The sequence below is a fragment of the Rhodococcus sp. MSC1_016 genome, assembly GCF_023667485.2.
Lineage (GTDB): Bacteria > Actinomycetota > Actinomycetes > Mycobacteriales > Mycobacteriaceae > Rhodococcus_F > Rhodococcus_F oxybenzonivorans.
Window position 1 is genome coordinate 1,684,303 of the sequence record NZ_JAMOZI020000001.1, and the last position, 25,042, is coordinate 1,709,344.

Annotated in this window: 27 protein-coding genes; 22 read left to right on the top strand and 5 right to left on the bottom strand. The window is 66.1% G+C overall.

Going from position 1 to position 25,042, the window contains the following annotated elements; genetic code table 11:
• Positions 1-31 precede the first annotated feature (31 nt).
• Together rpsO and L1080_RS07845 are read left to right on the top strand one after the other, a co-directional pair.
• Complete coding sequence (rpsO, locus tag L1080_RS07840; protein ID WP_109330815.1) at positions 32-301, top strand: 30S ribosomal protein S15; 270 nt, start codon at positions 32-34, stop codon at positions 299-301.
• A 313-nt stretch (positions 302-614) separates the two neighbouring features.
• A complete protein-coding gene (locus tag L1080_RS07845) occupies positions 615-2,888 on the top strand; it encodes a polyribonucleotide nucleotidyltransferase (protein ID WP_109330812.1) in 2,274 nt (757 codons plus the stop codon).
• 72 nt (positions 2,889-2,960) lie between these two features.
• Here the strand turns inward: L1080_RS07845 and L1080_RS07850 are convergent, their stop codons facing one another.
• Positions 2,961-3,374: an SRPBCC family protein gene (locus tag L1080_RS07850; protein ID WP_236603305.1), complete on the bottom strand. Its 414-nt coding sequence runs from the start codon at positions 3,372-3,374 to the stop codon at positions 2,961-2,963.
• Positions 3,375-3,510: 136 nt separating this feature from the next.
• On the opposite strand from L1080_RS07850, the gene L1080_RS07855 reads away from it, so the two are divergent.
• The 7 genes from L1080_RS07855 (at position 3,511) to L1080_RS07885 (ending at position 9,951) form a co-directional block, all read left to right on the top strand.
• Entirely contained in the window at positions 3,511-4,212 is a 702-nt protein-coding gene (locus tag L1080_RS07855) for a HemK2/MTQ2 family protein methyltransferase (RefSeq protein ID WP_250764075.1), read from the top strand.
• A 92-nt stretch (positions 4,213-4,304) separates the two neighbouring features.
• Complete coding sequence (locus L1080_RS07860; protein ID WP_250764073.1) at positions 4,305-5,651, top strand: M16 family metallopeptidase; 1,347 nt, start codon at positions 4,305-4,307, stop codon at positions 5,649-5,651.
• A gap of 32 nt (positions 5,652-5,683) precedes the next feature.
• Positions 5,684-6,790, top strand: a complete 1,107-nt coding sequence (locus L1080_RS07865; RefSeq protein ID WP_159926273.1) for an alcohol dehydrogenase catalytic domain-containing protein — start codon at positions 5,684-5,686, stop codon at positions 6,788-6,790.
• Between the two features lie 135 nt (positions 6,791-6,925).
• Positions 6,926-7,684 (top strand): 4-hydroxy-tetrahydrodipicolinate reductase, encoded by a 759-nt coding sequence (dapB, locus tag L1080_RS07870; protein WP_250764071.1) that lies wholly within the window; start codon positions 6,926-6,928, stop codon positions 7,682-7,684.
• Positions 7,681-8,163 carry a hypothetical protein gene (locus tag L1080_RS07875; protein ID WP_159926277.1) on the top strand — a complete coding sequence of 161 codons (483 nt, stop codon included), beginning with the start codon at positions 7,681-7,683 and terminating at the stop codon, positions 8,161-8,163. Before dapB ends, L1080_RS07875 begins: the two co-directional genes overlap by 4 nt.
• Positions 8,164-8,191: 28 nt before the next feature.
• On the top strand, positions 8,192-8,650 hold the full coding sequence (locus L1080_RS07880) for a flavodoxin family protein (protein ID WP_109330801.1): 459 nt from the start codon (positions 8,192-8,194) through the stop codon (positions 8,648-8,650).
• 68 nt (positions 8,651-8,718) lie between these two features.
• On the top strand, positions 8,719-9,951 hold the full coding sequence (locus L1080_RS07885; RefSeq protein WP_250764069.1) for a winged helix-turn-helix domain-containing protein: 1,233 nt from the start codon (positions 8,719-8,721) through the stop codon (positions 9,949-9,951).
• A 3-nt stretch (positions 9,952-9,954) separates the two neighbouring features.
• On the opposite strand, the gene L1080_RS07890 is transcribed toward L1080_RS07885, so the two are convergent.
• Positions 9,955-10,389, bottom strand: a complete 435-nt coding sequence (locus L1080_RS07890) for an SRPBCC family protein (RefSeq protein WP_159926281.1) — start codon at positions 10,387-10,389, stop codon at positions 9,955-9,957.
• A gap of 103 nt (positions 10,390-10,492) precedes the next feature.
• Positions 10,493-10,972, bottom strand: a complete 480-nt coding sequence (locus L1080_RS07895; RefSeq protein ID WP_250764067.1) for a toxin-antitoxin system HicB family antitoxin — start codon at positions 10,970-10,972, stop codon at positions 10,493-10,495.
• 166 nt (positions 10,973-11,138) lie between these two features.
• On the opposite strand from L1080_RS07895, the gene thyX reads away from it, so the two are divergent.
• The 6 genes from thyX (at position 11,139) to L1080_RS07925 (ending at position 19,398) form a co-directional block, all read left to right on the top strand.
• Complete coding sequence (thyX, locus tag L1080_RS07900; protein WP_159926285.1) at positions 11,139-11,891, top strand: FAD-dependent thymidylate synthase; 753 nt, start codon at positions 11,139-11,141, stop codon at positions 11,889-11,891.
• A gap of 43 nt (positions 11,892-11,934) precedes the next feature.
• A complete protein-coding gene (gene dapA / locus L1080_RS07905) occupies positions 11,935-12,843 on the top strand; it encodes a 4-hydroxy-tetrahydrodipicolinate synthase (protein ID WP_109330791.1) in 909 nt (302 codons plus the stop codon).
• A complete protein-coding gene (locus tag L1080_RS07910) occupies positions 12,840-14,828 on the top strand; it encodes an RNase J family beta-CASP ribonuclease (RefSeq protein ID WP_250764065.1) in 1,989 nt (662 codons plus the stop codon). The genes dapA and L1080_RS07910 overlap by 4 nt, the downstream gene beginning before the upstream one ends.
• A gap of 25 nt (positions 14,829-14,853) precedes the next feature.
• A complete protein-coding gene (locus L1080_RS07915; RefSeq protein ID WP_250764062.1) occupies positions 14,854-15,477 on the top strand; it encodes a TIGR03085 family metal-binding protein in 624 nt (207 codons plus the stop codon).
• Positions 15,478-15,555: 78 nt separating this feature from the next.
• Positions 15,556-18,192: a DNA translocase FtsK gene (locus L1080_RS07920; RefSeq protein WP_250764058.1), complete on the top strand. Its 2,637-nt coding sequence runs from the start codon at positions 15,556-15,558 to the stop codon at positions 18,190-18,192.
• A gap of 222 nt (positions 18,193-18,414) precedes the next feature.
• The gene (locus L1080_RS07925) at positions 18,415-19,398 is read left to right on the top strand and encodes a TerC family protein (protein WP_159926293.1); all 984 of its coding nucleotides are present in this window, start codon (positions 18,415-18,417) and stop codon (positions 19,396-19,398) included.
• A gap of 42 nt (positions 19,399-19,440) precedes the next feature.
• Here the strand turns inward: L1080_RS07925 and L1080_RS07930 are convergent, their stop codons facing one another.
• Together L1080_RS07930 and L1080_RS07935 are read right to left on the bottom strand one after the other, a co-directional pair.
• Positions 19,441-19,725 (bottom strand): YciI family protein, encoded by a 285-nt coding sequence (locus L1080_RS07930; RefSeq protein ID WP_109330781.1) that lies wholly within the window; start codon positions 19,723-19,725, stop codon positions 19,441-19,443.
• A gap of 71 nt (positions 19,726-19,796) precedes the next feature.
• A complete protein-coding gene (locus tag L1080_RS07935) occupies positions 19,797-20,321 on the bottom strand; it encodes an amino-acid N-acetyltransferase (RefSeq protein WP_159926295.1) in 525 nt (174 codons plus the stop codon).
• 117 nt (positions 20,322-20,438) lie between these two features.
• Here L1080_RS07935 and pgsA point away from each other — a divergent pair, with 117 nt between their 5' ends.
• From pgsA to L1080_RS07970, 7 genes are all read left to right on the top strand, one after another.
• The gene (pgsA, locus tag L1080_RS07940; RefSeq protein WP_250764055.1) at positions 20,439-21,101 is read left to right on the top strand and encodes a CDP-diacylglycerol--glycerol-3-phosphate 3-phosphatidyltransferase; all 663 of its coding nucleotides are present in this window, start codon (positions 20,439-20,441) and stop codon (positions 21,099-21,101) included.
• Complete coding sequence (locus L1080_RS07945; protein WP_250764053.1) at positions 21,098-21,598, top strand: CinA family protein; 501 nt, start codon at positions 21,098-21,100, stop codon at positions 21,596-21,598. Before pgsA ends, L1080_RS07945 begins: the two co-directional genes overlap by 4 nt.
• A 70-nt stretch (positions 21,599-21,668) precedes the next feature.
• Entirely contained in the window at positions 21,669-22,031 is a 363-nt protein-coding gene (locus tag L1080_RS07950) for a helix-turn-helix domain-containing protein (protein WP_250764051.1), read from the top strand.
• 155 nt (positions 22,032-22,186) lie between these two features.
• Positions 22,187-23,008, top strand: coding sequence for a phage shock protein PspA (gene pspA / locus L1080_RS07955; RefSeq protein WP_159926303.1), 822 nt, complete (start codon positions 22,187-22,189; stop codon positions 23,006-23,008).
• A 16-nt stretch (positions 23,009-23,024) separates the two neighbouring features.
• Positions 23,025-23,855 (top strand): phage shock envelope stress response protein PspM, encoded by an 831-nt coding sequence (pspM, locus tag L1080_RS07960; RefSeq protein WP_250764049.1) that lies wholly within the window; start codon positions 23,025-23,027, stop codon positions 23,853-23,855.
• 203 nt (positions 23,856-24,058) lie between these two features.
• Positions 24,059-24,235 carry a hypothetical protein gene (locus L1080_RS07965; protein ID WP_201453468.1) on the top strand — a complete coding sequence of 59 codons (177 nt, stop codon included), beginning with the start codon at positions 24,059-24,061 and terminating at the stop codon, positions 24,233-24,235.
• Between the two features lie 16 nt (positions 24,236-24,251).
• The gene (locus L1080_RS07970) at positions 24,252-24,968 is read left to right on the top strand and encodes a PIG-L deacetylase family protein (RefSeq protein WP_250764047.1); all 717 of its coding nucleotides are present in this window, start codon (positions 24,252-24,254) and stop codon (positions 24,966-24,968) included.
• Positions 24,969-25,042: the final 74 nt, after the last annotated feature.

A 25,042-nucleotide genomic window follows, 5' to 3' on the forward strand; every position in this document is an offset into this window, starting at 1 on the left:
CACGCGAACGTCATTACCAGGAGTGAAAACAGTGGCATTGACCACCGAACAGAAAAAGCAGGTTCTGGGCGAGTACGGCCTGCACGAGACCGACACCGGTTCGCCGGAGGCGCAGGTGGCCATGCTCACCAAGCGCATCGTCGATCTCACCGAACACCTCAAGACGCACAAGCACGACCACCACTCCCGCCGCGGCCTGTTGCTGCTGGTCGGACGCCGTCGTCGTCTGCTCAAGTATGTCCAGAAGGTCGACATCGAGCGTTACCGCTCGCTGATCGAGCGTCTCGGCCTGCGTCGCTGAGTTTCGTGGCACGGCGATCATTCGATCGCCAATCACTCCGGTAGCCGGCGTGGCCTTGCTTAGACTGGGCCTCGCTGGCTATCGGCGTTCGCTGCCGTAGGGCAGCACTACCGTATGCACCCGAGAATGTGGTGTCGGTCTTCGGTAGTGGTCGTCCGGACACGGTCCGGGGGACTTCGATCGACGGCCGCCTCCGCACAGCGACATCCCGAGATCTCGAGAGGGGGATGTCCCTCAGGTGCGCAGTTCTCGCCAGGAGGGTGAGAACGCCCGCGCGGGTACGGCGAAGACGAGAGGGAAGTGAAAAGAAGAGATGACAGAGAACTCCGCAGTAGAGATCGATGAGGGCGTGTTCGAATCCACCGCCGTGATCGACAACGGGTCCTTCGGCACCCGCACCATTCGATTCGAGACCGGCCGCCTCGCTCAGCAGGCCGCCGGCGCCGTCGTCGCCTACCTCGACGACGAGACCATGTTGCTGTCGGCCACCAGCGCCAGCAAGCACCCCAAAGAGCACTTCGACTTCTTCCCCCTGACGGTGGACGTCGAGGAGCGGATGTACGCGGCCGGTCGCATTCCCGGCTCGTTCTTCCGCCGTGAGGGCCGTCCCTCCACGGACGCCATCCTCACCTGCCGCCTGATCGACCGTCCGTTGCGCCCGTCGTTCGTCGACGGCCTGCGTAACGAGATCCAGGTCGTCGTCACGGTGATGAGCCTCAACCCGCAGGACCTCTACGACGTGGTCGCCATCAACGCGGCGTCGGCGTCCACCCAGATCGCCGGCCTGCCGTTCTCCGGTCCTGTCGGTGGTGTGCGTGTAGCGCTCATCACCTCGGCGGAGAACAAGGCCGGCCAGTGGGTGGCATTCCCGACGGTCGAGCAGCTCGAGAACGCAGTCTTCGACATGGTCGTTGCCGGCCGCATCGTCTCCGGTTCCGGTGACGACGCCGATGTCGCGATCATGATGGTCGAGGCGGAGGCCACCGACAACGTGATCTCCCTGATCGCGGATGGCGCTCAGGCACCGACCGAGGCGATCGTGGCCGAGGGCCTCGAGGCGGCCAAGCCGTTCATCGCGCGGCTGTGCACCGCTCAGCAGCAGCTCGCGGCGAAGGCGTCGAAGCCCACCGGCGAGTTCCCCGTCTTCCCGGCGTACCAGGACGACGTGTTCGCCGCGGTCGAAGAGGCCGCCGCCGAGAAGCTGAGTGCCGCACTCACCATTGCCGGCAAGCAGGAGCGCGACGACAAGACCGACGAGGTCAAGGTCGAGGTGCTCGAGCAGGTTGCACCCAAGTTCGAGGGACGTGAGAAGGAACTCGGCGCAGCGTTCCGTTCGCTGACCAAGAAGCTGGTACGTCAGCGCATCCTGCGCGACCAGTTCCGCATCGACGGTCGTGGAATCACGGACATCCGTTCGCTCTCCGCCGAGGTCGCCCTCGTGCCGCGGGCACACGGTTCCGCGCTGTTCGAGCGTGGCGAAACCCAGATCCTGGGCGTCACCACCCTCGACATGGTGAAGATGGCGCAGCAGGTCGACAGCCTCGGGCCCGAGACCACCAAGCGGTACATGCACCACTACAACTTCCCGCCGTACTCCACCGGAGAGACCGGTCGTGTCGGTTCGCCGAAGCGCCGCGAGATCGGACACGGCGCGTTGGCCGAGCGGGCACTCATGCCTGTACTGCCGAGCGTCGAGGAGTTCCCCTACGCCATCCGCCAGGTGTCGGAGGCCCTCAGCTCCAACGGTTCCACTTCGATGGGTTCGGTGTGTGCGTCGACGCTCGCGCTGCTCAACGCCGGTGTGCCGCTGAAGGCTCCGGTTGCCGGTATCGCCATGGGTCTGGTGTCCGACCAGGTCGACGGGGAGACCCGCTACGTGGCCCTCACCGACATCCTCGGTGCCGAAGACGCTTTCGGTGACATGGACTTCAAGGTCGCGGGCACCAAGGACTTCGTGACGGCCCTCCAGCTCGACACGAAGCTCGACGGCATCCCGTCGAAGGTCCTCGCCGGCGCGTTGTCGCAGGCCAAGGATGCGCGTGCGACGATCCTCGACGTCATGGCCGAGGCCATCGACACTCCGGACGAAATGAGCCCGTTCGCTCCGCGGGTGACGGCCATCAAGGTGCCCGTCGACAAGATCGGCGAGGTCATCGGCCCCAAGGGCAAGATGATCAACTCGATCACCGAGCAGACCGGCGCCAACATCTCCATCGAAGATGACGGCACCGTGTTCGTCGGTGCGACGGACGGCCCGTCCGCGCAGGCCGCGATCGACATGATCAACGCCATCGCCAACCCGCAGCTGCCGAAGGTCGGCGAGCGCTTCCTGGGCACGGTCGTCAAGACCACCGCCTTCGGTGCGTTCGTGTCGCTCCTCCCCGGCCGCGACGGGCTGGTGCACATCTCGAAGCTGGGCTCCGGCAAGCGCATTGCCAAGGTCGAGGACGTCGTGAGCGTCGGCTCCAAGTTGAGGGTCGAGATCGCCGACATCGACAACCGCGGCAAGATCTCGCTGATCCCGGTCGAGGAGGACGGCGCTGCGCCGGCCACCGAGCAGGACGAAGAGCAGGCAGCCGAGAAGTAGGTCTCTCCCGGCTCCTGCCGAGCGGCCCCGCACGTTACTCGTGCGGGGCCGCTCGCGTATTCGGGACCACTGTCAGGTGGCGGGTGCCGCGCCGGCGACGCGGGCGAGCCGCCGAACGAGAAGGGCGATGACCGGCCCGTAGGTGGCGGCCAGCACCGGCTCCACCGGCCCGGGCGCCGACAGCGTCATCGTGATGCGCGAGCCGGAACCGAGGGGTTCGACGGAGTGCTCGAGGTCCATGGGACCCACCCGCCAGGTCCAGGACCGACCGGGCGTCTTGGCGGAGATGACCACCGGAACCGGAATCAACCACAGCACCCGTGCTGCCCCGCAGCGCCCGCACTGCACCTCCGGAGATCCCAGAGCCCAGGCACCGCGAATGTGCGGAGCCCATTCTGGCCACCGTGACGGCCGTGACAGCAGGGACCAAATCGCGTCGGCCGGCGCGGGAGAATCGGCGGAAAAGGAACGGGGCACCCCCGTCATATACCCGATTCGCGACGCCTTCAGCCGGCTCGGACGGGATCCGACGTGAACACCGGATGAAATGCGGCCCGTCGAGTTGCATGTAACTGTGGGTCGCTCCCACGCTGGTCATCAACGGCGTGGGAGGGAGCCGGTCATGTTGTTTCGCCTGCCCGGGGTCTATCGGCCTCAGCGGGACACCTGGTTGCTCGCCGAGGTACTTGCCGGACGAGAGCTCGGGCCGGGCACGCGTGTGCTCGATTTATGCTGTGGCACCGGCGCATTGAGTGTGGCCGCCTGTGAAGGTGGCGCGGGATGGGTCACCGCCGTCGACGTGTCTCGCCGCGCCGTGATCAGCACTTGGCTCAATTCCAAGCTGAACCGCCGGACCGTGCGGGTGGTGCGGGGCGATCTCGTCGACCCGGTGCGGACGCTGCGCTTCGATGTGGTGGTGGCGAATCCGCCGTACTCGCCGGCGTCGGACGACTCTGTCCGCGGTCGCGGTCGCGGGCGCGTTCTCGGGCTGGCCTGGGATGCGGGAATCGACGGGCGCGCCGTCCTCGACCGCCTCTGCGTCGCGGTCCCGGATCTCCTCGCTCCGGGCGGCACTCTTCTCCTCGTCCAGTCTGTCCTGAACGGTGTGGAGAAGTCGCGAACCATGCTCGAGGAGCGGGGTCTGCGGGTCGAGGTCGTGGCCTCGGAACACGTTCCGTTCGGCCCAGCACTCGCCGGCCGCGCGCGGATGCTGGAGGAGCGGGAGATGATTCTCCCTGGGCAGCGAATCGAGCGGATCGTCGTACTGGCCGCCACGGATGTGGGCTCGAGAGCCGGTTCACGCCCGAGTAGCTTCGACGAGTGATCCCGCCGGAGGCGGAAACGGGTCGGTCGGTGTCTCCGTGTAAAGTTTGCCGTTCGACGTCGCCCAGTTTTCGAGGACCGCTGAACCACTACATGGCCAAGATCGATCGCCGCCGCGTCGCGGCCCCCATTGCAGCGTCGACCCTGCGTGAACCGGATCCCGGTGTCGAGCGCACCGTGCTTCCCGGCGGTCTCCGGGTTGTCACCGAATACGTTCCCGGCGTGCGTTCCGCATCCGTCGGTGTCTGGGTCGGTGTGGGATCCCGTGATGAGCAGCCCACGGTCGCGGGCGCCGCGCACTTCCTCGAGCATTTGCTTTTCAAGGCCACTCCGTCACGCAGTGCCCTCGACATCGCCCAGGTGATGGACGGTGTAGGAGGCGAACTCAATGCCTTCACCTCGAAGGAACACACCTGTTTCTACGCGCACGTGCTGGATGAAGATCTGCCCCTGGCAGTCGACCTGGTAAGCGATGTGGTGCTTCGAGGCCGCTGCCGTTCCTCGGATGTCGACGTGGAGCGCCAGGTGGTCCTCGAGGAAATCGCGATGCGTGACGACGACCCCGAAGATTTGCTCGGCGATGCCTTCCTGACGGCCCTGTACGGCGACCACCCCGTCGGCCGTCCCGTGATCGGCAGTGTCGAGTCGATCGAATCGATGACTCGCACCCAGCTGCACTCGTTCCACGTTCGCCGGTACACACCGCCGCGGATGGTGGTGGCGGTGGCCGGGAACGTCGACCACGAGCACACGGTGGAGATGGTGCGCCGGGCGTTCGCCGGTCATCTCGAGGAGGCGGCCGAGCCCGCGCCTCGCCGCGCCGGTGCGTTGCGGCTGCGGACAGCGCCCACGCTGAGCCTCACCAACCGCGACAGCGAACAGGTCCATCTCTCCCTCGGCGTTCGGGCCTTCGGCAGGCACGAGTCGCATCGGTGGGCGCTGTCGGTGCTCAATGCCGCCGTCGGGGGCGGGCTCAGTTCCCGTCTCTTCCAAGAGGTGCGCGAAATCCGCGGGCTCGCGTATTCCGTGTACTCCGGCGTCGATACGTTCGCCGACACCGGTGCGTTCTCGGTCTATGCGGGCTGCCAGCCCGAGAACCTCGGCGAGGTCGCCACGGTCATCCGAGAGGTGCTGTCCACCGTCGCCGCCGACGGCATCACAGACGCTGAATGTGCCCGCGCGAAGGGGTCTCTGCGCGGGGGTCTGGTTCTCGGCCTGGAGGATTCGGGATCGCGGATGCACCGCATCGGCAAGAGCGAACTGAACTACGGCAACCATCGCAGCATCGCCGAAACCTTGGCGAAGATCGATGCGGTCACCACCGACGAGGTTCGCGACGTGGCGAGGGTGCTGTTGCAGCGCCCCTTCGGCGCCGCCGTCGTAGGGCCGTATCGACGCAAACGTGATTTGCCCGCGTCGGTGCGTGGCATCGTCCGGTAACGAGCTACCCCCGACAACAGGAGGCGTGCGAGATGAAGATTCGCGGAGCAGTGCTCGAAGAGATCGGCCGAACACGACCCTTCGCGGAGTCCGCGCCCATCTCTATCGCCGAACTCGAACTGGACGAGCCGGGTCCGGGCGAAATTCTGGTCCGGATCGAGGCTGCGGGACTGTGCCATTCGGACCTGTCCGTCGTCGACGGCAATCGGGTCCGGCCGGTTCCGATGCTGCTCGGTCATGAGGCGGCCGGGCGTGTCGAGCAACTCGGCGCGGGCGTGGACGACCTCAGCGTCGGACAACGGGTCGTCATGACATTCCTGCCGCGCTGTGGCCAGTGCGAGGGCTGCGCCACCGACGGCCAGATGCCGTGCGTGCCGGGTACGAAAGCCAACAACGACGGAACCCTGCTCGACGGGGGCTCGCGTCTGCATCGGGGCGACGAGTCGGTGCACCACCACCTCGGAGTGTCCGGTTTCGCCACGCATGCCGTGGTCAACCGCCATTCTGTCGTTCCTGTCGGTGACGACGTGCCCGCCGATGTGGCCGCGGTACTCGGATGCGCTGTTCTCACCGGAGGCGGAGCCGTTCTCAACGCCGGCAATCCGCGCCCCGGTCAGGCCGTCATGGTGGTCGGCCTCGGTGGGGTCGGAATGGCCGCGATTCTCACCGCCGTCTCGCGGGGTGCCGGCGAGGTCATCGGGGTCGACTCGGTGCCGGAAAAGCTCCAGGCCGCACTCGAACTGGGTGCGACGGCGGTATACACGCCTGCCGAACTGGTGGAGGCCGGCATACGGGCGCCCATCGTGATCGAGGCCGCCGGCAATGCGCGAGCCTTCGAATCGGCCGTGTCCGCCACCGCCCCCGGCGGAAAAACCATCACCGTCGGGCTGCCGTCCCCACAGGCGCGCTCGTCGATCTCGCCGTTGACCCTGGTGGCCGAGGCCCGCACAATCATCGGCAGCTACCTCGGATCGGCTGTTCCCGCGCGGGACATCCCCGTCTACGAGGATCTGTGGCGTTCGGGAAAGCTGCCCGTGGAGAAGCTGATTTCGTCCCGCATCTCACTCGACCAGATCAACCACGGCATGGACGAACTCGCCGAGGGCCGCGCGATCCGCCAGATCATCGTCTTCGATTGATCGCACCCGGCTACGGGTGTGGAAGATACGGGTGAGGAGAGGAAGATCTCCCGGTCGGCCCCTGCACTTCGGCCGTCACCCGGTGGTTGCGTAGGCTTTCGGGCGAATCGATGTGACTGGACGGAGCGTGGAGAAGTGAGCGCAGCAGCACCCATCAGGGTCGGAGTTCTCGGAGCCAAGGGCAAGGTCGGCCGAGCGATCTGCGAGGCGGTGGAGCAGGCGTCGGACCTCGAGCTCGTGGCGGAGGTCGATCACGGCGACCGGTTGGAGTCGTTCACCGAGTCCGGTACTCAGGTTGTCGTCGACTTCACGCACCCCGATGTGGTGATGGACAACCTGAACTTCCTCGTTGCCAATGGCATTCACGCAGTGGTGGGAACCACGGGCTTCGATGACACCCGCCTCGCCACGGTGCGGTCGTGGCTGGCCGATCAGCCCTCGGTGGGGGTCCTCATCGCTCCCAACTTTGCAATCGGAGCCGTTCTGTCGATGCGGTTCGCCGAGGCCGCCGCGCGCTTCTTCGACTCCGTCGAGGTCATCGAACTGCATCACCCCAACAAGGCGGACGCACCGTCCGGCACCGCCTACCGGACCGCGGCGCTCATCTCCGAGGCGCGTCGCAAGGCGGGCCTGGGCCTCAGTCCGGACGCCACCACCACCGAACTCGACGGTGCCCGTGGCGCCGACGTGGACGGTGTCCGGGTGCACTCCGTCCGGCTCGCCGGGCTCGTCGCGCATCAGGAGGTCATCCTGGGAACACAGGGGGAGACGCTGACCATCCGGCACGACTCGATCGACCGCAATTCCTTCGCTCCCGGCGTACTCCTCGGGGTGCGGCAGATCGCGTCCCGCCCCGGCCTCACCGTGGGTATCGACCCGCTCCTCGACCTGTGAAGAGTAACGAGTCGACCAAGACGGTCGTCACGATCGCGTTGCTTGTCGCCGCGCTCGTGTTCTATTTCGTGCTGCTCGGTCAGCGTGGGATCGCCCTGATCCAGGACGGCGGGGTCGCCGCGGTCGGGCTCGGCGTCGGTGTTCTCATCCTTCCGTTCCTCGGTGCGTGGATCGTCTACGCGACACTCCGGGCCGGCCTGCAACATCAGAAACTCGCCCGTCGCATCGGCGACGAGGGTCTCGAACTGGACGTCACGAATCTGCCGAAGCGTCCGTCCGGACGAATAGACCGCGACGCTGCCGACGCCCTCTTCCAGCAGGTCAAGGCGGAATGGGAGGCGGACCCCGACAACTGGCGGAGTTCGTACCGGCTCGCCCGCGCCTACGACTACGCCGGCGACCGCGGCCGCGCCCGGGAGACGATGAAGCGGGCCGTGGAACTCGAACGTCTCGAACGCGAGAGCGGGGCGGGGCAGTAGTGCCGGAACCGGTCGTACGCTGACGACTGTGCCATCACTCCTCGTCGTCCACCACACCCCGTCGCCGGTCACCCGCGAGTGCCTCGAAGCGGTGCTGAAGGGTGCCCGGGACCCCGACATCGAGGGCGTCGAGGTGCGGTCGATACCCGCGCTCGGCGCCACCGTGCCCGACGTTCTCGCCGCCGACGGCTTCCTGTTCGGGACGTCCGCCAACTTCGGTTACATGTCGGGAGCCCTCAAGCACTTCTTCGACACCGTGTACTACCCCTGTCTCGACGCGGTCGCGGGCCGCCCCTACGGTCTGTGGGTACACGGCAACAACGACACGGCCGGCGCGGTCACGTCGGTACAGAAGATCGTGACCGGCCTCGCACTCACGCAGGCCGCCGAAGCTCTCGAACTTACCGGCGCGGTCGACGCGGCAGCACGTGAGCGTTGTTACGAACTCGGTGCGACGGTGGCAGTGGTTCTCGCCGAGGGCATCTGACGCCCGCTGGGGCGTTTTAATCCGCGATCCTGCCTCATACTGTCGGCACCTGGTGACAGGATGCGGTCATGCGTGAGATGACCGCCGCCGCGGCCAGAAAGTCGGCATTGTGGGCGCAGGGATTTGCCGAGGCCAGGCCGACGGGTATCCCCACCCGACGGCACATCCGCTCGGTTCTCGACCGGATCCGGTTGTTCCAGATCGATTCGGTGTCGGTGGCGGCTCGGGCCCACTACGTTCCGCTGTTCAGCAGAATCGGCGTCTACGACCGGGGACTGCTCGACTCGGCGGCGTGGTCGCACCGTGCCCGCACGCCGCGCATGCTTGCGGAGTACTGGGCGCACGAGGCGGCGTTCATCCCGGTCGAGGACTGGCCGTTGTTCCGGTGGCGTATGCACCGCTACCGGCACGGCAGGTGGGCAGGCGAGGCCCGGGTGCTCGACCGCAATCCCACCCTCGCCGCCGATGTGCTCGACGTGATCCGGGCGGTGGGTCCCAGCAGCGCCCGCGACGTGGAGAAGCACCTCGAGGTCGACCGGCCCGATCGCAAAGGGCCGTGGTGGGATCGCAGCGACACCAAGGTCGTATGCGAGCAGTTGTTCGCCGCCGGGGCCCTCGCGGTCGACAAACGAGTCGCGTTCACCCGTCACTACGATCTCACCGACCGAGTGCTGCCCGAAAGTATTCTTGCGCAGGAGTATTCGGAGGAGGAGTCGATCCGGCGACTCGTCGGCCGGTCCGCACGGGCACTGGGAGTAGCGACGGAGTCGGACCTGCGCGACTACTACCGGCTGTCGCCGGCGCAGATCAAGCCCGCAGTCGAGGACCTCGTCGAGGACGGTGTGCTCCACGCCGTCACCGTGCGAGGCTGGGACGTTCCGGCGTACATGCATCGCGACGTCCGGACGCCGCGGCGGGTAGAGGGCGCCGCGTTGTTGTGTCCGTTCGATCCGCTTGTATTTTTCCGACCGCGGACGGAGCGGATGTTCGACTTCCGGTATCGCCTCGAGATCTACACTCCCGCGCACAAGCGGGTGCACGGATACTACGTCTTTCCGTTCCTACTCGACGGCGAGTTGGTAGCCCGAGTCGATGTGAAAGCCGACCGAGCGAGGGGAGCCCTCGAGGTGCGGTCGGCCTTCGTCGAAGCGGGAGCGCGTCCCGAGCGGGTGGTGGAGCCGCTGCTGTCCGAGCTGTACCGGATGGCGGAGTGGCTCGAGCTGGGCGAAGTCACGGTAGACAAGCGCGGAGATCTCGCCCCACTTCTCGCGGCCGCGGCGAAGCGACCGCGAGAAGTGTGATCACTACAGGCTTTCGACGAACTTGGTGAGACCCTTGCTGGCCGTCTCCAGTGCAGTCTTCTGCGCCTTCTTCACGAGGAAACCGGGCAACGGGATCTTCGGATCGACCGTCAGCTCGAAAGTCACCTTGGTGCCGGAGCCTGATTCGGTCAGAACATACGAGCCGTCCTGCGCATTTTGCTGACCGCTCTCGACGAGGTGCCACGACACGGTGTCGTCACCCTCGAAGGTGTAGTCGACCACCTGCTCGTCGCTGATGCCGAGAATGGAGACGTTCATCCGAACACGGTGGGGCCGGCCGTCGTCGTGGGTGCTTTCGATGGTCACCGACTTGTGAGCAGACGACCACTCGGGCAGCCGATCCACCGCGGCGATCGCGGCCATCACCGTGGCCGGATCGGCCTTGATCTCGAACTCTTTGACGCCGGAAACGGCCATATTTTTCGCTCCTTCGAGCCCGTGGCGACTCTCACCGTGTGGCTGTTGCGACGTAATTAGAACACCGTCGGTGCCGGGGGAGTGGAGGGAGTACGGCCGCGCTTCAGAAATTGTTGCCGAGGTTCCGGCGCATATGGTCTTTGAGCGCGCCCTGCACTGCCTGGGACACCCACGAGTTCAGCGATACTCCGTTCTGTGACGCGGCCTCCTCTGCCTTCGACTTGATCTGATCCATCAGCCGCAGAGTGACGCGGCTGATGTCACCTGTGGCGTCATCGAAGGCGGCGCTGATGTCTTCGGCGGTGGTGGTGTTCTTGTCCTCGGCTCCTGCGGCGCTTGCGGTGGTGCGGGCAATGTCGACCCCGACCTCGGTACCCTCCAGTCGCACCTTCACGGTGCGGCTCTCGAGGGCAGAAGACACCTCACCAGCGAATTCGGTGAGTGCGGACAGCAGGAGGAGCCGGGTCGCCGGTTCGACGGCTGCCGCGAGCGCCGCCGCGGTGTCCCGGGTCCGGTCGTCGCCGAGGGCTGCGGCTGCCGTGAGGTCGTCGCGCAGCCGGGCGACGTAACTGTCGAGGTTCATGACGCCAGCATGACGTCATCGGTGACGTCGGTCAAGGGTGTCGGTCGAGGCGTGGCAGCGACCGCCGCATGGGCGCCCCCACCCGCACGGAGCCCGAATTACGGCGCAACTAGGGTTTATGCATCAGGAATGGATCCGTTCTCGGGTCCGGTAGGAGGATCAGGCAGTGCCGCAGACGGTGTCGCTCAGGGTGCAGCTCGTCGCGAAGACGGAGTTCTTTCCACCGGAGGACATCCCGTGGGAGACGGACGCCGACGGCGGGGAGGCGCTGGCCGAGTTCGCGGGGCGCGCCTGCTATCAGAGCTGGTCGAAGCCGAATCCCCGCACGGCGACCAACGCCGGGTATCTTCGCCACCTCCTGGAAGTCGGGCACGAATCCGTCCTGGAACACGGCAGCGTCACCTTTTACATCACCGGAATCTCCCGCTCATGCACCCACGAGCTGATTCGGCACCGGCATTTCTCCTACTCGCAGTTGTCGCAGCGGTTCGTGCGGGAGAACGACTCCAACGTGGTCGTGCCGCCCGCGATCGCCGGTGATCCCGAGCTCGAGGCGCTCTTCGCCACAGCGACGGACGCGAGCCGGGCGGCATACGGCGAGCTGCTCGAAGCACTCGAGGCCAAGCTCGCGGAGACCTCGAGCCTTCCCGTGCGGAACAAGGAGGCCCGCCAGGCCGCCCGTGCCGTACTGCCCAACGCGACCGAGACCCGGGTGGTGGTCACCGGCAACTACCGCGCGTGGCGTCACTTCGTGTCCATGCGGGCCACCGAGCACGCCGACGTCGAGATTCGGCGACTTGCTGTCGAATGCCTCAGGCAGTTGCAGAAGGCGGCACCTAATGTGTTCGGCGACTTCGAGATCGTCGACTGGGGAGACGGATCGGAAGTGGCGCGGAGCACGTTTTCCGCCGACCTGTGAGTGGTGTGCGAAAGTACCTGGGCCACCGGGTAGCCTTCTGACCATGACCTACGGTGATTCCGCTTCTCACGTCGAGCGTCCGTTCGGCACCGTTTCCACTGCGATGGTGACGCCGTTCACCTCCGACGGAAAGCTGGACGTCGACGCGGGTGTCCGCCTCGCGGCGTACCTCGTCGACAATGGATGCGACGCTCTCGTGCTCGCCGGTACTACCGGTGAGTCGCCGACGACCACGGAGAACGAGAAGCTCGAGCTGCTCCGCGCCGTCATCGACGCCGTCGGCGACCGGGCGAAGATCATCGCAGGCGCAGGAAGTAACGACACCGCCCACAGTGTCGAACTCGCGCGCGACGCCGCCCGCGCCGGGGCGCAGGGACTCCTCGTCGTCACCCCGTACTACTCGCGTCCGCCGCAGGCGGGTCTGTACGCCCACTTCACTGCCGTCGCAGATGCCACCGACCTTCCGGTGATGCTCTACGACATTCCGCCGCGCTCCGTCGTCCCCATCGAGACCGAGACGATCCGCCGCCTCGCCGAGCATCCGCGCATCGTCGCGGTCAAGGACGCGAAGGGCGACTTGAACGCCGGCGCCGAATTGATCGGAACCACCGACCTCCTCTTCTACTCGGGCGATGATCCGCTGAACCTGCCGTGGTTGGCGGTCGGCGCCACCGGTTTCGTCAGCGTGATCGGGCACCTCGTGCCGTCCCGGCTGCGTGAACTCCACACGGCATTCGCGGCCGGCGATATCGCCCGGGCGCGTGCCATCAACCTCAGCCTGATCCCGGTCATCCGATCCGTTGCGCGGTTGGGCGGCGTCAGTGCGTCAAAGGCAGGATTGCGATTGATAGGTCTCGACGTGGGCGAACCCAGGCTCCCTCAAGTGGCACCCACCCACGATCAGCTCGATCTCCTGGCCGCCGACCTTCACGCTGCGGGGGTACTCGCATGACCCGTCCCCCTCGTCGTCGCAGCGCAAGCCGCCAGGCCGGACCGCCGTCTCCCAGCCCGGCCGAGCAGCCCACAGCACCTCCCGTGTCAGAGCCGTCGGCGCCGGCGACGGAGCAACCGAAATCGGAACCCCCGCTCGCGGAGACCCCCACTGCGCCGAAGCAGGCGAAATCCGCGCCGGTGAAGGCTGCATCCACCAAGACGGGCGCCACCGGCAAGTCGCCCTCGCGCTATCGTCGCGGTGGCAACGGCAACAAGCGTCCGGACAACCGGGCGGCAACTCCCGATCCGACCGCGCGGCTCGGTGCACCGCCCAAGGCGCCCTTCAAGGGACTGCGCGTGGTCGCCCTCGGGGGCATCGGTGAAATCGGCCGGAACATGACCGTCTTCGAGCATCAGGGCAAACTGCTCATCGTCGACTGCGGCGTGCTGTTTCCCGAGGACCAGCAGCCTGGTGTCGATCTGATCCTGCCGGACTTCCGGCACATCGAGGATCGCATGGCCGATGTCGAGGCCGTCGTCCTCACCCACGGTCACGAGGATCACATCGGCGCGATCCCGTTCCTGCTCCGCCTCCGGCCGGATCTGCCGGTCATCGGCTCCCGATTTACGCTCGCGCTCGTCGCAGCCAAGTGCCGGGAACATCGTCAGCGACCCAACCTCGTCGAGGTGACGGAAGGCCAGCGCACGGCACACGGCCCGTTCGAGTGTGAGTACTTCGCGGTCAACCACTCCATCCCGGACGCGATCGCGGTCGCCATCAGGACGGACGCCGGAGTCGTGCTGCACACCGGTGACATCAAACTCGACCAGCTTCCGCTCGACGGCAGGCTCACCGACCTCGCCGGCTTCTCGCGTCTCGGCGACGAAGGCGTGGACCTGTTCCTGGTCGACTCGACCAACGCCGAGGTGCCGGGATTCGTCACACCGGAACGTGAGATCGGCGGCGTGCTCGACAACGTCATCGGTAAGGCGAAGCAACGTGTGATCGTGGCGTCGTTCGCCAGCCACGTCCACCGCATCCAGCAGGTCGTCGACGTGGCGCACCGCTACAACCGCAGGGTTGCGTTCGTGGGCCGGTCCATGGTCCGCAACATGCAGATCGCACAGGATCTCGGCTACCTGAGCGTGCCCGACGGTCTGGTGGTCGACATCGACACCGCGGCGAACCTGCCCGACGATCGCCTCGTTCTCATCTCCACCGGCTCTCAGGGTGAACCGCTGTCGGCGTTGTCGCGGATGGCGCGCGGTGAACACCGGCAGATCAATGTCCGGGCCAACGACCTGGTGGTCCTCGCCTCGTCACTGATTCCGGGCAACGAGAATTCCGTCTTCGCGGTGGTGAACGGCCTCGCCAAGCGCGGCGCCACCGTGGTCACGCAGCAGAGCGCCAAGGTGCACGTCTCCGGTCACGCGTCGGCGGGTGAGCTGCTCTACCTGTACAACGCGGTCCGGCCCACCAATGCCATGCCGGTGCACGGCGAATGGCGGCACCTGCGCGCCAACGCCGCGCTGGCCAAGGCCACCGGCGTTCCGGAAGAACGCATCGTGCTCGCCGAGGACGGCGTGGTGGTCGACATGGTGGACGGTCTCGCCGAAATCGTCGGGCAGGTGCCGGTAGGACACGTCTACGTCGACGGACTGTCCGTCGGTGATGTCGGCGACTCCACGCTGTCGGATCGATTGGTTCTCGGGGAGGGCGGGTTCATTGCGATCAACGTGGTGATCGACGACCACACCGGCCGCGCCGTCAGCACCCCGGAGGTGTCCGGGCGCGGATTCTCCGACGACCCGACCGCCCTCAAGGATGCCGCCCAGCTGGTCGAGGCGGAACTCGCGCGCCTGGCCACGGAGGGCATCAACGACGCGCATCGGATCGCTCAGGCGATCCGGCGGGTGGTGGGTAAGTGGGTTGCGGACAAGTACCGTCGCCGGCCGATGATCGTGCCCACCGTGATCGCGGTGCCGTCGTTCGACGGCAAATAGTTCCGCGGCAGGTAGATTCGTTCGGGTGACCTTCGCCCGAGATGAACGCCTTGCCCTGGTCGACTCGATGGCCGAGTTCGGCCCGGATGCGCCCACGCTCTGTGGGGACTGGACCAACCGGGATCTCGCGGCCCACCTCGTCGTCCGTGAACGGCGGCTCGACGCGGCCCCGGGAATCCTCGTCAGCCGTCTCGCCGGTTACACCGAGCGGGTCCAGAACGAGACGGCGACGCGCCCGTGGAGCCGGCTGCTCGACGAGGTCCGGACCGGTCCTCCGCGGTGGTCGCCGATGTACTGGGTCGACGCTCAGGTGAATCTGGGCGAGATGTTCGTCCATCACGAGGACGTGCGCCGTGCCCACGAAGGGTGGGAGCCGCGGATTCTCCCCACAGCGCGCCAGGACGCCCTGTGGGGTCTTGCACGCAAGGTGGGACGGCTCGGCTATCGCCGCGCGCCTGTCACGGTGGTGCTCGAACGTCCGTCGGGTGAGCAGGCGACGGTGCGCAACGCCGGGCCCCGACAGGTCGTTCTCCGAGGTGAACCTGCCGAATTGGCCCTGCACGCGTTCGGGAGAAACGCCGTGCGGATCGAGGCCGCGGGGGACGCCGAGGATGTCGCCGCGATCATGTCACTGGACCGTAGCTTCTGAGGCGCTCGGCACAGGTCGACGGCTGTTACGGGTGTTGCGGATGGTCCGGAAGGTGCCGCAGCGACTAATCTGAGAACCATGGCAGGTAAGGCGAGCGCCCGCGGTTCGAGCACGACGACGTCCACGGCAAGGACGGGCGTGCGGGGTGCCTCGTCTGCGTCCAAGCCGAATTCGCGGACGACCCGCACTGTCAGCACTCCGCGTAAGGCCACCTCGCCGCGTGCCGGTGCCGCCCGCGGCGGCGGCGGGAGAAAGCCGGCGGCGAAGAAGGCGTCCGGCGCGAGCCCGTTGAAGTCGGTGGGCCGCGGCATCGGCGCCGGATGGTCGCTGGTGGCCAAGGGTGTCGGGGCAACCACCCGCACCGTCGGCAAGGCTGCCGAGATCGAACAAGGACATCGGCGCGACGGAATTGCGCTCGGTCTGATCGCGATGAGTGTCGTCATCGCCGGAGGCATCTGGTTCTCCGCGGGCGGTCCTGTGGGGGAGTGGATCGAAACCGGTGTCCGGGCGGTATTCGGCGGCGCCTCCGCGGTGTTGCCCGTGATCGGCGTCGGCATTGCCGTCGTACTGATGCGAACGGAGCCGAAGCCGGAGATCCGGCCGCGACTGGTGCTCGGGTCGCTGTTGGTGGGATTGCCCGCACTGGGTCTCTGGCACATCGCGAGTGGCGCCCCCACCGACGCCGACGGCCGGGCGCAGGGTGCGGGTTTCGTCGGCTATGCGGCGGGCGGTCCGTTGACGGACGGACTGACCGTGTGGTTGTCCGCTCCTTTACTGCTCATGGCAGCGCTCTTCGGCGTCCTGTTGGTCACCGGGACCACGGTGCGCGAAGTTCCCGGCAAACTGCAGGCGTACTTCGGCACTTCCTTCGGCCGCGACCACTACGCCGACTACGACAGCGAGTACTACGAGGACGGCGAATACGACCCCACGCTGTTCGACGCCGACGGCTACCCGGTGGACGACTACGCGTCCGGACCGAAGGGCGCACCGGCCGACAACTATCCCACCGACGAATACACCGTGAGCGACACGGCGAAGACGGAAGTGCTGGGACTCTGGGACGCCGAGACCGCGGCGGAGCCGGTGCCGCCGCCACCCGTTCCGACGCCGAAACCCGCTCGCCCCAGGACCAAGCCGGTGGTGGCGCCGAAGCCGGAACCCGAACCGGAGCCGCCGCTGCCCGAGGTCGACAAGTTCGTGACCGATCGGGTTGTGGAGGGTGACTACACGCTGCCTCCGACGTCGCTGCTGATCGACGGTGATCCACCGAAGAAGCGCAGTTCGGCCAACGACGCGATGATCGAGGCGATCACCGAGGTCCTCGACCAGTTCAAGATCGATGCCGCGGTCACCGGGTTCACCCGGGGCCCCACCGTCACCCGGTACGAGGTGGAACTCGGTCCCGGCGTCAAGGTCGAGAAGATCACCGCTCTGGCCCGCAATATCGCCTATGCCGTCGCCACCGACAATGTGCGCCTGCTGGCACCGATCCCCGGAAAGTCCGCCGTCGGTATCGAGGTTCCCAACTCAGACCGTGAGATGGTGCGCCTGGCCGACGTCCTCACCGCGCCCTCGACGCGGAAGGACCACCATCCGCTGGTGATCGGTCTCGGTAAGGACATCGAGGGCCACTTCGTCAGCGCGAACCTGGCAAAGATGCCGCACCTGCTCGTGGCAGGCTCGACCGGCTCCGGTAAGTCCAGCTTCGTCAACTCGATGCTGGTGTCGCTGCTCTCGCGCGCGACGCCCGAAGAGGTTCGGATGATCCTCATCGACCCCAAGATGGTCGAACTGACGCCTTACGAGGGCATTCCGCACCTCATCACGCCCATCATCACCCAGCCCAAGAAGGCCGCTGCCGCGCTGGCCTGGCTGGTGGAAGAGATGGAACAGCGTTACCAGGACATGCAGGCCAATCGGGTGCGCCACATCGACGACTTCAACTCCAAGGTGAAGTCCGGGGAAATCACTGCCCCACTCGGAAGTGAACGGGTCTACCGTCCGTATCCGTACATTCTCGCCATCGTCGACGAGCTGGCGGACCTCATGATGACCGCACCGCGCGATGTCGAGGAAGCGATCGTGCGCATCACGCAGAAGGCGCGTGCAGCCGGCATCCACCTCGTGCTGGCCACGCAGCGGCCGTCGGTGGACGTCGTAACCGGGTTGATCAAGACCAATGTGCCCTCGCGGCTCGCCTTCGCGACGTCCTCGCTCACCGACTCCCGAGTCATCCTGGATCAACCCGGTGCCGAGAAGCTGATCGGTATGGGCGACGGGTTGTTCCTCCCGATGGGTGCGGGCAAGCCGACCCGTCTTCAGGGCGCCTTCATCACCGACGAAGAGATCTCGGCGGTGGTCGATTTCAGTAAGAACCAGGCGGAGCCGGAGTACACCGAGGGTGTCACCGCGGCGAAGGTCGGGGAGAAGAAGGATGTCGACCCCGATATCGGCGACGATATGGACGTCCTGCTGCAGGCGGTCGAACTCGTCGTGTCCAGCCAGTTCGGTTCCACGTCGATGCTGCAGCGCAAACTGCGTGTCGGGTTCGCGAAGGCCGGCCGGTTGATGGACCTGATGGAAACTCGGGGCGTGGTCGGACCCAGCGAAGGCTCCAAGGCGCGTGAGGTTCTGATCAAGCCCGATGAATTGGACGGCCTGTTGTGGTCGATCCGCGGTGGAGATCCGAACGAGGCGCCGTCCGACGAGTAGAGCGGACTCAGTGTCCGAAAACTCAGTGTCCGAAATGTGCGATTCCGGCGCGATGTGGTTGAATGGTCAGCGACTTGGAGGGGAGTATCCCCACCTCTGTGGCAGCATCGTCAGCACGATCGGCACCATTGCCGATCCGGGGCTGCCAGTCGGTCGGACCTCGGTCCGACTCGGCGGGAGAGACCTCCGGTACCCAACGAGGTCTACCGGAGGTCTGTCTACATGCATGTCTCGCCGCTGGTCTGGGTCATCACCTGTGTGGTGATTCTCGGACTGTTCGTCTTCGACTTCTTCGCCCACGTGCGCACCCCGCACGCCCCGAGCTTCCGGGAGTCGGCCTTCTGGTCGACGGTGTACATCGCCATCGCGATCCTGTTCGGATTGATCGTGATGTGGCTCTGGGGCAGCCAGTACGGCGGGGAATACTTCGCGGGTTATGTCACCGAGAAAGCGCTGTCGGTCGACAACCTCTTCGTCTTCGTGATCATCATGGCGACGTTCTCCGTGCCGCGGGAGTTCCAGCAGAAGGTACTGCTGATCGGCATCGTCATGGCGTTGGTGATGCGCGGCATCTTCATTGCGGTCGGCGCGGCGGCCATCAACACCTACAGCTGGGTGTTCTACCTGTTCGGCGCCTTCCTCATCTACACCGCATACACGCTGGTACGTGACCACGGGCACGAGAAAGAGGTCGAGGAGGAACGCGACAGCAAGATCGTCGCCCTGGTGAAGAAGGTTCTTCCCACCACGGATTCCTACGACGGCGACAAGCTCGTCACCAGGATCAACGGCAAGCGCGTGGTCACACCGCTGCTTCTGGCACTCGTCGCCATCGGATTCACCGACGTGCTGTTCGCCCTCGACTCGATCCCGGCCATCTACGGCCTCACTCAGGAGCCGTACTTGGTCTTCACCGCCAACGCGTTCGCGCTCATGGGACTGCGCCAGCTGTACTTCCTGATCGGTGGGCTGCTCGACCGGCTCGTGTACCTGTCTTACGGGCTGTCGATCATTCTGGCGTTCATCGGTGTCAAGCTGGTGTTGCACGCCCTCCACGAGAACACGCTGGGCTTCGTCAACGGCGGGGAACACGTCGCGGTCCCCGAGATCACGACGGGAACGTCTCTCGCCGTCATCGTCGGGGTACTGGCCGTCACGACCGTGGCCAGCCTCCTCAAGACGCGGAACATGAGCTCCGTCACGTAGCGTTCACTCGCGGAACGCTGGTTGGGGCCGGTACTCGGCGGGTCAGAGACTGAACTCGCCGAGTACCGGGATCCACTCCACGATCCGGGACGCCGTCACCAGGTTGTGGACGGCAAACGGGTCGTGGGTGAACAGCAACTCCACGGTCTCGGCGTCGGCGGCGTCGACGATGATGAAGGCACCACTGCCGTCGGCGAACGGACCCGAAGACAGTACGGTCTTGCGCTCGACGAGGTCACCGAGCCAGGCCCGGTGGGCGGCACGGTGTTCGTCGCGGCCGGCCGCGGTCTCGTCCGAATACGTGTACTCCACTACGAACAGTGACATGGTTTCGCTCTCTGTAGATATGGAAAATTCACTCACGGCTGGGCCGATTTCGTCCCGGATGCCGGGATTCGTCAGAGTGTGAGGAGCATCCGGGTGTTCCCGAGGGTGTTCGGCTTGACATAGCTGAGGTCGAGGAACTCGGCGACACCGGTGTCGTACGAACGGCACATTTCGGCGTACACCTCCGCGGTGACGGGTGTGCCGTCGATTTCCACGAACCCGTGTTTGGCGAAGAAATCGACCTCGAAGGTGAGCACGAAGAGTCGTTCGAGTTCGAGTTCGCGTGCGACCTCGATCAGTTTTGCGACCACCTGGTGGCCCGCGCCCCGGCCCTTCGCCTGCGGATCGACTGCGATGGTGCGCACCTCGCCCAGGTCGGCCCACAGGACGTGCATTGCGCCGCAACCGATTACAGCGCCGTCACGCTCGGCGACCCAGAACTCCTGGATGGATTCGTACAGAGTGACGAGATTCTTTTCGAGCAGAATCTTGCCGGCGTAGATGTCGATCAGACGCTTGATCTCGGGCACGTCGGAGGTTCGTGCTCGCCGCACGATCAGCTGATTGTCGGCGGTGTTCGGCGTCCGAGATGTCATGGCGTGAACATTAGCCAACAGCCCTACCGATATTCTTAGGCACGTGCCGGTACCGCCTCTGACTTCTCCCCGATCCCCAGGACGTCCAGGGGCGCAGTTCGACGCCGTGGTGTGCCGATGAGTACGCAGCGTGAGGATCGGCCTGCGGCAGATGACCCGACGGCTCCGAACCCCGCTGTCGAGCCGGCGAGTGAGACGCAGGTGCCACTACTCAACATCGCCAACATTCTGACGATTCTGCGGATCTTGCTGGTGCCGGTCTTCCTGGTCGTACTGCTGATCGGCGACGGTCACGAGCTGGTGTGGCGGCTGGTGGCGACAGGCGTGTTCGCGGTGGCGGCCATCACGGACCGGATCGACGGTCAGCTGGCCCGCAAATACGGACTGGTCACCGATTTCGGCAAGCTCGCCGATCCGATCGCAGACAAGGCGCTGATCGGAGCCGCACTGGTCGGTCTCTCTGTGCTGGGCGATCTGCCCTGGTGGGTGACGGTCGTCATCGCGGTACGTGAACTGGGCATCACCCTGTTGCGGTTCGCCGTGTTGCGCCACGCTGTCATTCCGGCAGGCAGGGGAGGAAAGCTCAAGACACTCGTGCAGACGATCGCGATCGGTTTCTACCTCTTGCCTCTTCCCGACGCCTTCGATGTCGCCGGCTGGGTACTCATGAGCGCTGCCGTGGCACTGACGGTGATCACCGGGCTCGACTATGTCGTCCAGGCCGTTCGTCTACGTGCCGGGGTCCACCGAGTCGAGATGAGGGCGGGCACCGGCGTATGACCGACCCGTTGACCCCGGGCACCCGCGTGGGCGAACTGGTGGATCTGCTGACCCGGCGCGGTGAAACGGTCGCGACTGCGGAATCGCTGACAGCGGGACTTCTCGCGGCGACCATCGCAGGCGTTCCGGGTGCCAGCAAGATCCTCCGCGGCGGCCTCGTCGTCTATGCGACAGATCTCAAGGAGACCCTTGCAGGCGTTGACCCCGTCTCGCTGGCTGCGGAAGGGCCCGTCTCCGCGTCCACCGCCGGCGGACTTGCCGAGGCTGCACGCGTGCGCTGCACCGCCGACTGGGGGATCGGCCTGACCGGTGTCGCGGGCCCGGACACGCAGGACGGGCACCCCGTGGGCACGGTATTCCTGGGGATCTCCGGTGCCGGTGGGCACTCGGTGCTCGAACTGCGATTGGCGGGCGACAGATGGGGAATCCGTAAATCTGCGGTTTCTGCGGCCGTGTCGGAACTCCTCGATCGCATGCAGGAAACATCCGCAGGCTAAGGTCGGGAACCAATCGGTCCTGTTCGCGCGTTGAGTAGGCGAGACAGGTGACGGATGAAGGAGGAGCGAGATGGCGCTGCTATTGCGTGAGGCAATCGGTGACAGTCTTCGGCGCACGCGCGTTTCGCAGAGCCGGACCCTGCGTGAGGTGTCGAACAGTGCGCGAGTGAGCCTCGGGTACCTGTCCGAGGTCGAGCGGGGGCGTAAAGAGGCCTCGAGCGAGCTTCTGGCGGCGATCTGCGATGCATTGGAGGTTCCACTCTCCGATGTCCTCGTCGACGTCAGCGAGTCGCTGTCCGACCGATCGTCGGCCGAGCGTACGGCTGACGGAGCTTCGGCCGAGGCGTCCGCACGGGCCGGTTCGACGACCATCGCCCGCGACACGAGGGTCGTGATTCCCGCGCCGACGGCGCAGGCACTCGCTGCTGCGTAGCACCGCGCCCGCCGAACCGATAGATTTCACGTAACGCCGATCTCGTCTTCGGTGGTCAGACAGGCAGTCGGGGCGCAGCCCTTGTTCCGGTGCGTGACGGTCGCGCATCGGGTCGCGCATCGCGCGGCGCAACAGATGGAGGCAGGATCAAACCCATGGCTAATCCTTTCGTCAAGGGATGGAAGTACCTGATGGCGCTCTTCAATTCCAAGATCGATGAGAAGGCTGACCCCAAGGTTCAGATTCAGCAGGCGATCGAGGATGCGCAGCGTCAGCACCAGGCCCTTTCACAGCAGGCCGCGTCTGTCATCGGCAACCAGCGCCAGCTCGAGATGAAGCTGAGCCGTCAACTCGACGAGGTCGAGAAGCTGAACGCCAATGCCCGGCAGGCCGTCAACCTGGCTGATCAGGCGCAAGCTGCCGGTGACACCGAGAAGGCGATCCAGTACACCAACGCCGCCGAGGCCTTCGCTGCTCAGCTGGTCACAGCAGAGCAGGGCGTCGAAGACCTCAAAGCTTTGCACGATCAGTCGCTCCAGGCCGCCGCGCAGGCAAAGAAGGCCGTGGAGCAGAACGCGATGGCACTGCAGTCCAAGGTTGCGGAACGCACCAAGCTGCTCAGTCAGCTCGAGCAGGCGAAGATGCAGGAGCGGGTCAGCGAGTCGCTGCGTTCGATGGACAGCACGCTGTCCGCGCCCGGCAATACACCCAGCCTCGACGCCGTGCGCGACAAGATCGAACGCCGCTACGCCGACGCACTGGGCTCCGCCGAACTCGCCCAGAACTCGGTCTCCGGTCGCATGATGGAAGTGCAGCAGGCCAGCATCCAGATGGCAGGCCACAGCCGCCTCGAGCAGATCCGCGCGTCGATGAAGGGTGATGCGCTCCCTTCCGGTGGGACCGCCGCCGCCCCGGCTACCCCAGCTGCCAACCAGCAGCCTCCCGCCGCGGGCCAGACCGGCACTGCGGGTCAGTAGCCGAACACTGATCCCCATGAGTTCCACCCGAGGTGGCCGACCCGGACGTGTCGTCCGGTCGGCCACTGTCGTATCCGGCCTCGTTGGAGTGCAGGGCGCCTTACGGGACGCCGGTGAGTCGGTCGTCGAGGCTGCTCAGCGCTGGCGTGATCCGCGCGAACGCCTGTTACGGAAGAAGCGACGCGCTCGCCGGTGGGCGCAGCGCTACGGCATCGTGTCCGGATCCTCGGCGACCGGTGCTGCGGGCCTCGCCCTCGCCGCTGCCCCCGAATGGTCGATGGTGATGGCAGGCGGCGGCGCGGTCGTGTTCGCGGTGCCGGCAGTGATGGCGCTGAACCGTTACCGGAAGCTCGACGCCGTCGTGCCGCCGCCGGGCCGCCCTGACCGACGGTCCCTTCCGTCGCCCTCCTCGGCCGCCCGGGAGCCGATGGAGCGGCTCGTGCACAGCGAGCGCGCACTCCACGGAATTCTGGGGGTGCTCGGTCGTTCGGCGTCGATCAGTCCGGATGACATCGAGGACACCCACCGCACAGCGCGGTCCGCGGCGGCCGCTCTGCACGCGGTCGCCGTCGACATCGCGGAGATGGAGAGCGCCGCCGTCGGAAGCCGGGCAGCAGCGCCGTCGCTCCACCGGGCCATCGCGACCGCCGCCGCCCAACTCGACGACGGCGTCGATCAATTCGAGGAACTGGTAGCTGCTGCCGCCGAAGTCACGGTTCCCGGCGCGTCCGGGGCAGTGGGCGGCCTGGCCACCGAACGTGCGGAGCTGGTGTCGGCTACCGAAAAGCTGGCCGGCCTCGCCGCGGCGCTCGGCGAGATCGACGACATCGTGCGCCGATACCGCTGAGCTCTGTCATGTCTTCCCATGGCGTCGTGACCGGCGCCGCCCGGGCTCGGGGGAGTGGGGGACAACCCTGAACTTTCCCTGATCTTTGCGATGACCTGGTGCTTTACGGGCAGCCACGTGCCAGGCTGGTGTGCGTACCCGACGAGTGGGGTCCATCGGATGTCGCGCAGGAATCGATCGGGGAGATGTGAGTGGAGGAAGTCATGTTCTGGAAAATCGTTCTGGCGATCGTGCTGATCTGGATCGCGCTGGCCGTCGTCGGTGCATTGATCGAGGGCCTGTTCTGGGTACTTGTCGTCAGTGCAGTCGTGTTCGGGGCATACCTCCTGTACAAGGCGATGTCCGGATCCGGCGAGAAGTCTGACATCACACGCCTCTGAGGTGCAGTCTCGAACTATGCAACCGGTACCTGAGGACTGGCATCGCGGGCTCGTCGTCGTCGCCCACCCCGATGACATCGAATACGGGGCGGCAGCGGCGATCGCCCGATGGACCGCACAGGGCAAGGACATCCGATATGTGCTCGCGACCAGTGGCGAAGCCGGAATCGCGGGACTGCACCCTCGTGAATCGGGTCCCATCCGCGAGGAGGAGGAGCGTCGCTCGGCGGCCGTCGTCGGGGTGTCGCAAGTGGAGTTTCTCGGCTACCCCGACGGGCGGCTCGTCGAAAGTCTGGATCTGCGCCGCGACCTCGCTGCGGCCATTCGGCGTCATCGCCCCGACCTGGTGGTGACCGCACACTTCGGCGATACCTGGGGTCCCGGGCAGCCCAACAGTGCCGACCATCGCGCCCTCGGACGCAGTGTCCTCGATGCCGCAGCGGATGCCGCGAACGAGTGGATCTTTCCCGAACTGGGGGAGAGGGGACTGCCGCCGTGGCGCGGAGTGCGCTGGGTCGCGGTCAACACCATGCAACCCACTCATGCGGTCGACGTCACGGACACCGTCGATCGAGCCGTTGTGTCACTCGCCGAGCATGCACGCTATCTCGAAGCGCTGTCCGACATCCCCGTGGGAAAACAGGCGCGGGCCCAGGTCGAGGCGGTCACCGCCCCACAGCCCGGATTCGAAGCCGACCGCGCCGTCGGCTTCGACCTCTACTACTTCGAGTGACTCCGTCTTCCTGCAGCGCTGTGGCGTAGGGCAACGTGGCGGGACTCGGTGGCGATGGAGGCGCAAGACTCGGA